Genomic DNA, 12,654 nt, shown 5'->3' on the forward strand with positions numbered 1-12,654 from the left:
TTCATGGAGGTTTTATGACTGTACAACTGACCCGCGCAAAAGGTGGCGCACGCGGCTGTGGCGCCGGACGCCAGGAAGGACACATTTACATCGAGTGTGGCTTCCCCCCGGAATATCCTGTCGAACAATTTGTCACCGACCTGCCGATTCCCATTGACACGAAGAAGCTCGGGTACTGCGCGCAGGGCATCACCTTGATTGAGCGCCAGGGGGTGTACCACGTCGTCGACATCGTGGGAGCTGGGCATTACCCGTGTGCAGCAGACTTTATCGAAGAAGCGCGGCAGATGGGCATTTCGCGCAAGATTCCGCGGAGTGCAGAGTTTGGGAAGTTGACCCGTGAAAGCACGCTCATCCTGATCCACCCGCAGGCATACCTGCGGAATGCGGCGGCACTGGCGCCCTACGCCAAGGACTTTGCTTGCCCCTGTGGTAAGGGGCACAGTGCACACGAACCGTGCGCCGGCTGGCACTGGCATCTGCCCAACGCGGACCACATCGATCTGACCCGCAAGATTCCCAGTGGACGGTACACCGTTTTCCCCTTGCGGCCAGGCCATGACGAGCCGGAACTGAGCGAGGCACTGTTCATGCAGGTCCCCATCTCCAACCTGACCGTCATTAACAATAAAAACGGTCAGACGAATCCGCAGAGCCTGGATATTGCCCGGCGCGCCGCCCTGCCCGTCTTCACCAGTCATCTCTAAACCCAAGGGGACATCATGTTCAATCCAACCGACCATCTCGACAATGCGTACCAAGTCAGCAGCGAATTCGACTTTATTGCCAAGAACACCGTGATTCCCGACGCCCAGAAGCTTAAAGAACGTGGCCCGGAAATGACAATGTACGCTCCAGGCATCGGCAATGCCGCATTTGCCCTGCTGAACAATCAGGTTGAACTGCGCAGCACCGAAGGCGGCACCACCATCAGTCTCGGTGGAACACCGCTGCTGCACATCAAGGACCTGGAGTGGACACCACTGGACCGCAGGGCCGAACACGCACTCACCACACCACTGACCGGTCTGGTCATGGCCCTGACCACCGAGCGACTCCCCCGCAGTTACAAAGCGCTGCTCTCGCTGGTTCAGAACCTGAACAAGATCAGTCTGGCCTTTCCAGTCAACAAGAACGCACTGGCCAGCAGCCCCAACAACAGCCTGGTGAAGAATGCGCTGCTGCGGCTGAGCGACACGCTGGACTGGGAGATGCGCCAGCTGAATATCGTGGTGCAGCCGTCCATAGCTTCATCCCCTGCAGGCGGCACGCAACTGAACCTGGCCACATTGCTGCGGCCCAAGCCTGCCGGAAAGCTGAGCAGCCCAAAAGAGCGGCTGGCAAGACTGGCACAGCGGGGAGGCACGGCACTGCTCATCGGTCCCCCCGGCACCTTCAAGACGGAGACCGCCAAACAGACCGCCGTACAAGAGGGCATGCAGCTGATTATCGCCAAAGGTGCCCCCGGCGTAGAAGACCGTGACTTTATTGGCGGGATCTATCCTACCGAGAAGGGTCCACAGTGGATCGACGGACCACTGTCGCGCGCGTTTGTCAGCGCCAGCCAGGGCAAGACGCTTTTGCTGATCGATGAGGTTCTGCGGTACCACCCGGAGAACCTGAACGTGATCATCGGCGCGATGGACACGGTCAGTACGGAAGAGGCAGTGGCCATCGGCATTCCGAGAAGCGCACTGACAGGCGACCGGCATTACCTGTTGAGCCTGCCGAACGGTGACATTCTTCCGGCACCGTACGAGAATCTGCTGTGGGTCATGACGACCAACATCGGTGCAGACCACCTGCAGACTGCAGACCGTTTTGACGCGGCGCTTCTGTCGCGCATCGATCTGATTCAGGAATACACCTACCCGGACGAGGGGCAGGCCACTGCGCTGTACACCAAAATCGCCGAAGATCCGGACCTGGCGGCACTGACCTATCAAGCGGAACTGGTCACCCGCGATGCCCTGCAGGCAGAAGGTACCCTGCTGGTCCGGTCACTGGAAGCCCGCAAGTGTATCGCCCTGATCCGGGAGGTCCGGTCGTTGGAACTGAGCGGCGTGGACCGCAGCAGCGCCTTTCTGGACGCCGTAGACAGCATCGTCATTCCTTACTGCGTACCACGCGACCTGAACGGTGTACTGGATGCCGAGGCAGCAGAAATGCTGCGCCGACGCATCGAAGAGGAGGTGCTGGGGCTATGAGCATCCTGCTGATTTTCCTGATGTTGGTCGGCGGCTATTACGCCCTGACCATGCTGATACAGCGTGACAAGCTGAGTGCCAGTTTCGCCTGGGCAGCCTGCGTGGCTGCGCTGCTGGGCCTGCTTCCCAGTCTTCTCCCCAGAGAGGTCGTGCAAGAACTCAGCACCCAGAGCACGGCGGCTGGCCTGATCAGTTCCGGCATCAGCCTATGCCTGCTGTGCATCAGTGGCATGTCCTATACGGTCGGCCGGTAAAGGAGGCCAACACCATGTTCAATCAACCCAGACACGGCACGCTGCCGTGGCATCAGCAACTGCAGTGGCGCAACTGGATTCAGTCGCTGTTCAACATGGCTGCACGCACCCGGGAATACCGCCTGGACATTCAAGAGGGTGGAGTGGTTGCCGGTATCAGTACCCAGAATAAAACGCTGATTCTGCACCCGGAACTGCGGGAGATCCTTGATACCAAACGGGGAACCCACCGCTTCGATCCAGGCCACGACCATGACCGCCTCAGCCTGCTGCTGCGGGCGACAGTCACCCACGAGGCGGGACACGTCCAGTTCAGTGATGCAAGGCCTACCGAGCCGCTGCTGGGAGATATCTGGAACATTCTTGAAGACGAGCGGATGGAACGCTGCATGGTCCGGCGTTTCCCGGAACTGTACAGCGATTTCACCTTTCTTGGAGATGTCATGCTCAGTCTGCACCAGACTGAGGGGTTGGACCTGCCCACTGCCTGCCTGGTCTGGCGGTGGGCGCACGACCGTCCGGACGTTCCGTTTACCACAGCCAACAATGACCTGTGGGAGAACGAAATCCGTCCCCGGGTCGAGGCCGCCTGGGAAAGCGACCGTGCCGGCACGCTGCAACTTGCCAAAGAGATCATCGACCTGCTGCCTGAAGAGGAGCGCACGGCCCCACCTGAAACCAGTGCCGACGGTGGAGGAAGCAACGCGTCTCAACCCGAAGAGCGCCCGCCCCGCTCCCCGCAGGCTCAGCATGGTTCAAAGGCCTCCGGCAGCAGTGATGCCGACTCTGACGAGCAAGAAGCCGGCGAGACTGGCAGGGCTGGGTCTGAAGATGGGCAGGGCCCGGGCGAAAAGGCGGGCGAAGAAACGGGCGAAGAGACGGGCGAAGACTTCAGCTCCGGAAGCGAAACGGAAAGCAGCGAGAATTCCCCTGCAGAACATGACCGCCGCAGCACTGCCAATGGACCGGATGCAGGAAAGCGCAATTCGCTGCAACACCCTCTCAGCGAGCAAGCAGGGGAGGAGGCTGGTGAGGAGCAGGCGACGGGCAGCGCAGGTCACGGCGAAGCGCTGCCAGAGCCGCCGCTGGCCCCAGAGACTTCAGATGACCCCCTACGCGAAATCGAGGGGCTGGCCCGCTCACTGGCGACCGCACTGGCGCCACCCACACGGCCGGCCGGCACCCGCACGCACCGGACCAAAGGCCGCTTCTCCTACGGTCACTACGAGCAGGGCCGTGAACGTTACTTCCGCCACCGCGTGAAGCCTGGGAAACCTGACCGCTACGTTCTGAAAGTGGCGATTGACATTTCCAGCAGCATGCAAGGACCCCGGCTCAAAGCCGCGCGTCAGGCCGCCCTGATGGTCATCCGCGCTGCCGAGCTCAGTCAGGGCCGCACCGACCTGATGGCGTTCAACGATCAGGTGTATTCCATCGGGGATTACGGGACCAGCACGAAAGAGCAGTACAGGGCTGTTGCACGGCTCCGCGCCGAAGGAGGCACCAACCTCGCACAAGCAATGGACATGCTGCTGCTGAACACGGCCCAGCCCGGTGAAGAAGAAGTGATCGTGGTGATCAGTGATGGTGCCATTGACCGGTATGACCAGGCCCACTGCGCAGCGCTGATGCAGAACGAGACCCGTATGGTGTTGCCGGTGCTGATTGGTGACGCTGCGTTCAACAGCGTGCAGTGGTCCGCCGCTTTCGGTTACACCATGCCGGTGATGGACCTGCAAGACATTGCCCGCACCATCAAGACCCACATCCAGCGTAAGCGGATGCAGGCGCTGGCCTGAACAAAGATGTCCCTCACGGGCGGGAGCATGGCTGCGCCATGCCCGCACCGTGACCGGCGGCTTATGAATACTTCCTACGCGCTTGAGGTCCTGACCGGTTTCCTCGCCCTGTTCGGCCTGAACACGCCGAATCTCTTTCCCCGGCTGCACCTGAGCAAGTCCCGCCCTGCCGTGCCCGCTCTGCCTGAGCAGATGAACAGCGAACTGCTGTCCAGCACAGGTGAAAACCCTGACATGGTGATTCAGCCAGGCCTCAGCCCCCTGCCCACACCAACGCCGATGGGCGTCGAACTCACCGGGGCAGGCGAACAGGCCCGCCGCACAGCCAACGCACTGGCTCTGGAAGAAGCCCGCAAACGCGAACCCGACCAAGACATCCTGCGCCGGTACTCCGGTGGAGGCGGCATCGGGGAAAGCATCGACGCCTATTACACCCCACAGGCCCTGGCGAAGCTGATGTGGCAAATGCTGGAAGCAGGCATGAAGAAGCCCAGCAAAAAGCGGCCCTATAGGGCGCGGGTGCTGGACCCCACGTGCGGCAGCGGCGCGCTGCTGATCGGGGCACCGGAACACACCGAACTGACCGGCGTGGAGTACGACAAGGACGCGGCACTGATTGCCGAAAAAATCCTGCCGCACGCGGCCATCTATGCAGTGCCGTTCGAGCGCTTCACCACCCGCTCCAGCGTGCCCAGCTTCGACATGGCCATCATGAACCCCCCGTTCGGCAACCGCGGCAACACCCGCGACCTGCATGAACCGGAAGAAAGCCGCTCTGAACGGTACATCATGCGTCAGACCATTCGCCGCGTCAGCCACGGGGGACTGATCGCCGCCGTCTTGCCGCTGAACCTGTTCTATGGGGAACAGCACCAGGCGTTCCGGCGCGAACTGCTGGCCACCACACTGCCTCTGCATCTCATCGCTGTGCCCACCGGCGCGTTCAAGGCCAGCGGGGCCGGCATCACCACCGTCATTGCCCTGCTGCGCCGGCACGACGTGGGTGTGGCCGAAGCTGTGGAAGAACTCACCGATGAGGAACTGACCACACTGATGGTGGATTACAGCCAGGACATGATCCAGCGTCAGCTCATCCAGAAGTTCATTCAGGGTGAAAGCGTGGTCATGGACAACGGCAAGGACGGTCAGCGAGAGTACGCCCTGAGCAGCTGGAGCGCAAGCTGCCGCCTGAGCAGTGCTCACCTCATCACGTACGGGCGGTACGGTCAACCGTTGCTGGAAGGTGACATCAGCGAGTCCTCCCTGAGCACAGCGGCAGAGCAGGGAATCGCCGCGCAGAAAGCGAAAGCGGTCAGCCTGAACAGCGTGCTGGGGACCATCCGGATTCGCGTGCCCCAACTGGCCGACAAAGCAGCCATCCGTGCCGCCCAGGCACCGCTGCATGCCATTGCGGACGGCACCAAAACCGCAGGAGGACGCTTCGTCTTCCGCCTGGGCCAGTGGCAGCCGGTCGACGATTTCGGTTCACCCATCATCAAGGACGCCATGCGCGTCACGCAAGAACTGAACTTCTATCTCGACGCACTGAACCAAAACCGCACCGAGGCACCCAAACTGCGCGGGCAGGTCGAACTCCTGGACCGGGAGTTCCAGCGCAAGCATGGGCCTTACCCAGTCAAGCAGCTTACCCGCCTCAGCCACAATTACCCGCTGTTCGGTCTCCTGCTGGCCAGCCTGGGAGAAGAGGGGCTCAAGCTTCCTGAACCCAAGAAGGTTGAGCTGCCTCTGACCCCCGGTACACCACTGGAAACCGCACTGCAACTGGCCGACCTGCTGGCGCTGACCGAGGCCAACCTGATGCAGTACGCGGGCATCTCACAAAGCGACGCGGAAAAGCTCCTGAAAACCCACTTTGCCTTTACTGGAGAACTGTGGGTGGAAAAAGGAGTTTACTTCGCGGGCAACGCCCTGCTGCGTGCCGAGCTGGCCCAGAAGCAGGCGCAGGGGTACGGGGGGTATGAACGCGAAGCACTGCTGCGGCAGGCCGACACCTTCCTGTCGCTGGTGCGCCGGGTGCCCATCAACGATATCCGTCTCTCGCCACGCGATCCCGTGATTCCGGTCCATATCCTGGAAGCCTGGGTGAACGCTTATCTTGGCAGCCTCAAAGATGAGGAGCCACTGGTCAGCGTCATCCGTGAGCGAGGAGCGGTGCAGCTGAGCCGGCGTGGCGGTGCTGACAAAGAAGGTCAGGCCGCTGCCGCGCAGTTCAACCAGCAGCGGGCACAGGCGCTTGAAGCGTACCTGAATCACAAAACCCAGCTGGAGCGCATTGAGGACAAAAGCAAGATGACCCGCGAGGAGCAAGCCGCCGCGCGGGCTGTGGTCATTGATGACGCCCAGGCCTACGAGGACGCAGTGCAAAACCACTTCTCAGGGTGGCTGGCAGACAGCGAATTCGTGCAGGAGATGGAAGAGGCCTACACCTGGACACGTGGGGCGAACGTGAGGGCACAGGGCAGCACCCGCCCGCTGAACATCACAGACTGGCGCGGGCCCACGCCGCACCCGTATCAGGCTGCGGACGTGCGGATTATGGCCGCAGTCGCCGGCATCATCAACAACTACGACGTCGGTCTGGGCAAGACCTTTGAAACGCTGTTGCTGGTGGCGTACCTCAAGCAGTGCGGGCGGGCACGGCGGCCCATCATCTGCGTTCCGGCTGGCCTGGTGTCCAACTGGGCCGTCAGCGTGCAGCGCGCCTTGCCGTCTTGGCGGGTCACCATCGTGGGCATGACCCCCAAGGTGGACCGGGAGGGCAAGCCGGTGTACAAACGCAAGCTGGACGGATCAGTGATGATTGATGACCAGGGCGAACCGATCCAGGAATGGACCGAGGACAGCCCTGAGATCAAAAAGGCCAAGATCGCCCAGCTCGCCGCAGGGACCACCGACCTGATCATCATGAGCCGGGAGAGCTTCACCGGCATCGGCATGCAGCGTGATACCCGTGAGCGAATGCTCAGAACCGACCCCCAGGTGATGCGGGACCTGACTGTCCAGGACCGCTACGACGCCGCAGACGGGAAGAAGCACAAGAAACGCGACCAGCTGGTCCGGGAAACCGAAACCTTTGGCCTGCTGATGTCCAAGGTCAAGGTGGCGCACCCAGGCGACCTGAGCTTCGAGATGCTGGGCTGTGACTTCATCGCGCACGATGAGGGCCATGAACTGCGCAACATCTATGACGCACCGAGCGTCTTTGGAGAGAAGCCGCAGTTCCTGGGCAGCGGCGGCACAGCGCAGCGGGCCATTGATGCACAGCACAAGGGAAGGTACATCCGCGAGCAGGGGGGGCAGACCTATCTGTTCACCGCCAGCTGGGTCAAGAACTCACCGATGGAAGTGTTCTCGATGCTCTCGCAGGTCACCGACGACCTGCCGAATTACGGGCTGCTCAGCCAGGAAGTCCTGGTCGAGCAGTACCTGCGTATCGAGCCGGACATCATTGCCGGGCGCGACGGTGAAGTGAACATTCGGCCCTGTGTGACGGGTTTCCAGCGCCTGAAAGAACTTCGCGGCATCATTTCCGGCTATGTGATCACCCGCAGCTACGGCGATCCAGAAGTGGTCAAAGCGGACGGCACGCCCCTGGACGTACCCAAAGCTGAGGCAGAAGAGGTCATGATCGACATGCACCCCGAGCAATCGGCCGCCTACGCCCAGCTGCGGGCCGAAGCGCGGTCCGCTGATCCCAGGGCGCGGGGCGACAAGCACCCGTTCGCCATCATGGCCAAGATGCGCAAGCTGACCGTGGAGCCTGCGCTGATGGGACTGGACTGTGCCAATCCGCGCTTTGAAGCCATTGCAGAACTGGTGCAGCAAAACCGCGCCGAAGGCCACAAGGCCATCGTGTTCATGAGCATCGGGGAGCAGGGGGGAGCGTTCGAGCGCCTCAAGGAAGTGCTGGTCGCCCGCGGGTACCCGGCCAGGGAAATCGAGATCGTCTCCAGCCACACCCACAAATCCAGCGTGGAGCGCCAGGACCTCCAGGACCGGTACAACTTCGGCGACCTGACCCTGATTCTGGGGACCGACGTGCTGGGCCAGGGCTTCAACCTGCAGTACGGCACCGGCATGATCATCAACGCCGACATTCCGTGGAACTTCGAAGAAATCCGCCAACGCACCGGACGCGGCGCTCGCCAGGGCAACACCCTGAAGAAGCTCCGCAACATCTACCTGCTGCAGCGGGGATCGTTCGATTCCATGACCTACACCATCATGTCGGGCAAGAAAGCGTGGCAGCAGGAGTTGTGGGGCGACGCGGATGAGCTGAGCAACACCGCTGGGGGGTTCAACGGCGAGCAGATGGCCCTGCTGATGTCCGACGACCCGGACGCCACCAAAGCCCAGATCGACGAGAAACGCGGCCATCTGAGCGAACTGACGGCCAAGGCGCAGCTGCGCCGGCAGATGGAAACGCTCAGCGCGGCCATTGCCGTTCGCAACTCGCTCAGAAGTACGGTCCACATCGCCAATGAACGCAAACTGGGCTGGACGGCCAACGACCACACCCTGGTGACGCAAAAGCAGCGGGCCTTTGCCCGGCTCAGTCAGGACGTGGAGCGACTGAAGGACTTCCCCTTCGGGAAACTGCTGAAGTACCGCGGTGAAATCGCCATCTATGGAGAGCTGCCACTGCACATCGGGCTGCAGGTGGACATAGACGGAGAGACCTGGGAAGTCACGTCCTTCGGCAGTGAAGAGGCCACGCTGGTCAGCCCAGGCGGTGTCCACCTGAACAAGGACATTCGCAGCCTACGAGGCTTGCCGCTCAAGCCCAGCCCTTACCCTGAGCATTACCAGGAGGAAAGCCTGGCCCAGTCCACCACCATGTCCTGGGACGCGCAGGCAAAGATTCACATCATCAATCCGCAGGGCGCGGCCCTCAAGCCCAAGGACCAAGAAGGCGTCCTGACGATTTGCCTTCACGGCAATGCCTGGGAACTGCTGGACCGCCCAGAGGCGTATACCGTGCGCAGTCACCTCAACCAGGGGGCCACGGTGCTGCACGTCATGGTCCGTCCGGACGGCTCACACCTGAGCATCCTCGGCGTGGCGGTGCTGTGCGCCAGCCCGAAAGGCCGCGAACGCCTGTTGGCGGTCAAGGAAAGCGACGCCCTGAAAGAGCAGTTCGCTCAGGTGGCCGCGCAGTCCATCGGCGCAAACCTGATCAAAAGCCGCGTGAAAGCGGCCTGAGCAGCAAAGGGCGGGGGAGAAGACCCCGCCCCTGCCCCCTCTTTCCCTCCCCCTCCGCGGGAACAGAAAACGGATAGGGCGCAGACCGAACCACACGGTTCCGTCAATTCAGCAGCGCCCACAAGGAGAGTCATGTACCGATACCACCGCACCGTGACCGCGACCAAAGCGGCCCTCATCAAAGTGACCGTCGAGTCCGAAACCCCTCTCAGCGACGAAGACGTCGAGACGAAGATCCGCGAGAACGACCTGAACGGGGACTACGAAGATCAGTACGGAGAAACCTCTTCCGACGGCTTTAACATCACCGAAATTTTCGAAGAAGACGCGCAGGCTTACAGCCACATGGAGGAGCAATGATTCACATCGAATTCACCACCGATCTGGGAGCGAAAGTCACCGTAGACGTAGAGCGTCCTGAGCAGGTACTGGACATTCAGCGCCACTATGGCCGCCTGGGCTGGACCTCGGGCGAGGTGCCCGCCGGCGGCTATCAGTTCCCCCTGGACAACAGCGACGACTTCGACTGGGCGCTGATCGGTGCCCGCGAATGGACCAACCCCGAAGGCGAGACCATGATTCTGCACCGGGGCCATGCCTACCGCCGCCGCGAGCTGGAAGCGGTCGACAGCCGCAAACTGAAGCTGCCCAAAGCCGTCAAGTACAGCCGTGGTGCCAAACCCACCGACCCCGAGCATCTGCGGGAAAAAGGGGACGGCGAAATTGAGTACGTGACGCTGGCCATGTTCCGTGGCGGCAAACGTCAGGAGCGCTTTGCCAAACCGGCACAGACGCAGAGCACCCAGCAAAACCCGGCCCGCAGGGATGAACGCGCGGCGCAGGCCCCTTCTCGCCAAGGCGTGCCTATGCAGGCCGCCAGCCGCGCCTAAACCTCACACCTGTCTGGCCCCGGTGCTTGCCGGGGCCTTTTTTTATCTGGCCCTCACACTCAGCGCAGCAGGTTCAGCAGCTCTATGTTGGTGGTCGCCAAGACCCACCCTTTAAGGACTCCCATGACTCAGACATTCAAAGCCAATGGCACCGTTGTGCAGGTACGCTACGTTTCAGACGATAAAGAGTATTGCGTCATCACGGCCGACCTCATCATTGAAGGCGTAGCCATACCAGATGCCACAGTGGTGGGGCACATGCCGGTCATCGATGTGTACGACGGCTTCGAGGCCGAACTTACAAAAGAGAAAAACGCACGCTGGGGATACCAGTACCGTGCCCTGCGGCTGACACCTACGGGCAAACCCGGTCAACTGGACAGGGGCAGCATCGCGGCTTTTTTTCAGTACAACTTCAAAGGCATAGGACCCAAGATCGGCAAAGCCCTGGCCGACGAATTCGGCAATGGTGTATTTGACCTGCTGGATAAAGATCCAGAAAAACTCTTAAGTATCAAGGGCATCACCCGCACGGTGTATGCCGGCATCACCGAAGGGTGGAAAAGCTACCGCGCCGCCCACCTCAACATCATTGGACTTCAGCAACTGGGACTGTCACCCAGACTGGCCAACCGGGTACAACACCACCTGGGACACACCGCACTCGAACAGCTTGAAGTCGACATGTACACGCTGATGCGTGTCGAAGGCATCGGCTTTGGCATGGCAGACCGGCTGGCACTGGAGCGGGGGTACGCTGCAAACGACCCGCGGCGGCTGAGCGCAGCAGCCCGGCATGCCCTCGAAACAGCCGAGCAGTCGCAGGGCCACACCTACTTGCCTCACTCCCGCGTGATAGGAGGCATTCAACACTTCACGGGCTGCACCGAACAAGAAGCCGAAGCGGCGCTGACCATGACCACAGATGCGGGGCACATCATCTCAGAAACCTATGAGGGAGAAGAAAGGGCCCTGTACCTCAAATCCACATGGAAACAGGAAGTCGAGCTTGCCAAACACATCACGGAACTGCTCAGCACGCCACCTCAGAGCAATTGGAGCATTCCAGCAGACATCGGCAAGCACCTGTCTGAGGAGCAGCGGGCCGCGCTGGAGTTGCCGGCCAACCACCGCCTGTGCATCCTGACCGGCGGACCCGGTACCGGTAAAACCACCACTGTGGGAGCCATGTTAAAAGTGGCCCATCACTCGCGCCTCAGTGTGGCCCTGGCCGCCCCAACAGGCAAAGCAGCAAAGCGTCTGGAAGAAACGACTGGCCAAGAAGCTGTGACGATTCACCGTCTGCTGGGCAGCACAGGAAAGGACTTTTACCACAACGAGCACTGCCCGCTGAACGTGGACGTATTGATCGTCGATGAAACCTCAATGATGGGCCAGTCGCTGAGTTACCACCTTCTGGCAGCCACCGGACGCGGCACACGGGTCATCCTCCTCGGCGACGCGGCACAGCTGCCCCCCGTCGAAGCCGGTGAACCGCTGAACAACCTGCTTCATCTGGTCCCAACAGCCACACTAACCCAGGTCTTCCGGCAAGCCGCCAAGAACCCCATCATCAGCGCCGCTCACGCCCTGCAAAGCGGGCAAGCCCCAGACTTCCCAGAGAATGCAGCGCCCGCCAACCACTTGCTCAACCACACCGAAGCGCGCGCTGAACGTCTGCCTGACGTGGTCTGTCAACTGGTCGCCTCCCTGGGCGGCCCCAGCAAGGCCCAGATCCTGGCACCGATGAAAAAAGGACCTGCGGGAACCGAAGCCCTGAACGAAGCGATGCAGGCCCATTTCAATCCGGCCCGGGGACGGCAAGAAATCACGATTGCCGGCAGCACCTGCCGCAGCGGTGATCCTGTCGTGCAGACCAGAAACAATTACGACCTCGGGATCTTCAATGGCATGATCGGTGAAGTCATAGAGGTCAAAGACAAAGAAATGAAGGTGATCTTCGACGGGGAAGTGATCACCATCAAAGGCAAGGAGGCCTTTGATCTGCAGCTCGCTTACGCCCTGACAATTCACCGCTCACAAGGCAGCGAGTGGCCTGTGGTAATCGGCGTCCTCAGTGACGTTCACGGACGAATGCTGACACGTAATCTGGCTTACACTGCCCTCACCCGTGCCAAAGAGAGCTTCCATTCAGCCGGGCAACGTCATGCCTGGACCCGCGCCGCCGGACAGCAGCAACTCAAACGACTGACCAAGCTGCGAACACGGGTTGAACGGAACCTCGCGCCAGACCAACCGGATTTACAGGCACCATGAAAGC

At 61.2% G+C, this 12,654-nt stretch carries 8 protein-coding genes; all 8 read left to right on the top strand.

What is annotated here, in order from left to right; genetic code table 11:
* The first annotated feature begins 14 nt into the window (after positions 1-14).
* The 8 genes from DEIPR_RS11840 (at position 15) to recD2 (ending at position 12,650) form a co-directional block, all read left to right on the top strand.
* Positions 15-707: a hypothetical protein gene (locus DEIPR_RS11840; RefSeq protein ID WP_013615822.1), complete on the top strand. Its 693-nt coding sequence runs from the start codon at positions 15-17 to the stop codon at positions 705-707.
* Between the two features lie 15 nt (positions 708-722).
* A complete protein-coding gene (locus DEIPR_RS11845; RefSeq protein ID WP_013615823.1) occupies positions 723-2,207 on the top strand; it encodes an AAA family ATPase in 1,485 nt (494 codons plus the stop codon).
* Complete coding sequence (locus tag DEIPR_RS11850) at positions 2,204-2,461, top strand: hypothetical protein (protein ID WP_013615824.1); 258 nt, start codon at positions 2,204-2,206, stop codon at positions 2,459-2,461. The genes DEIPR_RS11845 and DEIPR_RS11850 overlap by 4 nt, the downstream gene beginning before the upstream one ends.
* Before the next feature lie 14 nt (positions 2,462-2,475).
* Positions 2,476-4,260, top strand: coding sequence for a VWA domain-containing protein (locus DEIPR_RS11855; RefSeq protein WP_013615825.1), 1,785 nt, complete (start codon positions 2,476-2,478; stop codon positions 4,258-4,260).
* Between the two features lie 63 nt (positions 4,261-4,323).
* Positions 4,324-9,483, top strand: coding sequence for a helicase-related protein (locus tag DEIPR_RS11860; RefSeq protein ID WP_013615826.1), 5,160 nt, complete (start codon positions 4,324-4,326; stop codon positions 9,481-9,483).
* A 132-nt stretch (positions 9,484-9,615) separates the two neighbouring features.
* A complete protein-coding gene (locus DEIPR_RS11865; RefSeq protein WP_013615827.1) occupies positions 9,616-9,843 on the top strand; it encodes a hypothetical protein in 228 nt (75 codons plus the stop codon).
* Entirely contained in the window at positions 9,840-10,373 is a 534-nt protein-coding gene (locus DEIPR_RS11870) for a single-stranded DNA-binding protein (RefSeq protein WP_013615828.1), read from the top strand. Before DEIPR_RS11865 ends, DEIPR_RS11870 begins: the two co-directional genes overlap by 4 nt.
* Before the next feature lie 123 nt (positions 10,374-10,496).
* Complete coding sequence (recD2, locus tag DEIPR_RS11875; protein WP_013615829.1) at positions 10,497-12,650, top strand: SF1B family DNA helicase RecD2; 2,154 nt, start codon at positions 10,497-10,499, stop codon at positions 12,648-12,650.
* Positions 12,651-12,654: the final 4 nt, after the last annotated feature.

Origin of the sequence: Deinococcus proteolyticus MRP (genome assembly GCF_000190555.1) — a bacterium.
GTDB classification, from domain to species: domain Bacteria; phylum Deinococcota; class Deinococci; order Deinococcales; family Deinococcaceae; genus Deinococcus; species Deinococcus proteolyticus.

Bases quoted from the DNA above. Each gene is read 5' to 3' on its own strand.
- DEIPR_RS11855 (WP_013615825.1), top strand. From the start codon at position 2,476: ATGTTCAATCAACCCAGACACGGCACGCTGCCGTGGCATCAGCAACTG.
- DEIPR_RS11860 (WP_013615826.1), top strand. From the start codon at position 4,324: ATGAATACTTCCTACGCGCTTGAGGTCCTGACCGGTTTCCTCGCCCTG.
- DEIPR_RS11845 (WP_013615823.1), top strand. From the start codon at position 723: ATGTTCAATCCAACCGACCATCTCGACAATGCGTACCAAGTCAGCAGC.
- recD2 (WP_013615829.1), top strand. From the start codon at position 10,497: ATGACTCAGACATTCAAAGCCAATGGCACCGTTGTGCAGGTACGCTAC.
- DEIPR_RS11870 (WP_013615828.1), top strand. From the start codon at position 9,840: ATGATTCACATCGAATTCACCACCGATCTGGGAGCGAAAGTCACCGTA.
- DEIPR_RS11865 (WP_013615827.1), top strand. From the start codon at position 9,616: ATGTACCGATACCACCGCACCGTGACCGCGACCAAAGCGGCCCTCATC.
- DEIPR_RS11840 (WP_013615822.1), top strand. From the start codon at position 15: ATGACTGTACAACTGACCCGCGCAAAAGGTGGCGCACGCGGCTGTGGC.
- DEIPR_RS11850 (WP_013615824.1), top strand. From the start codon at position 2,204: ATGAGCATCCTGCTGATTTTCCTGATGTTGGTCGGCGGCTATTACGCC.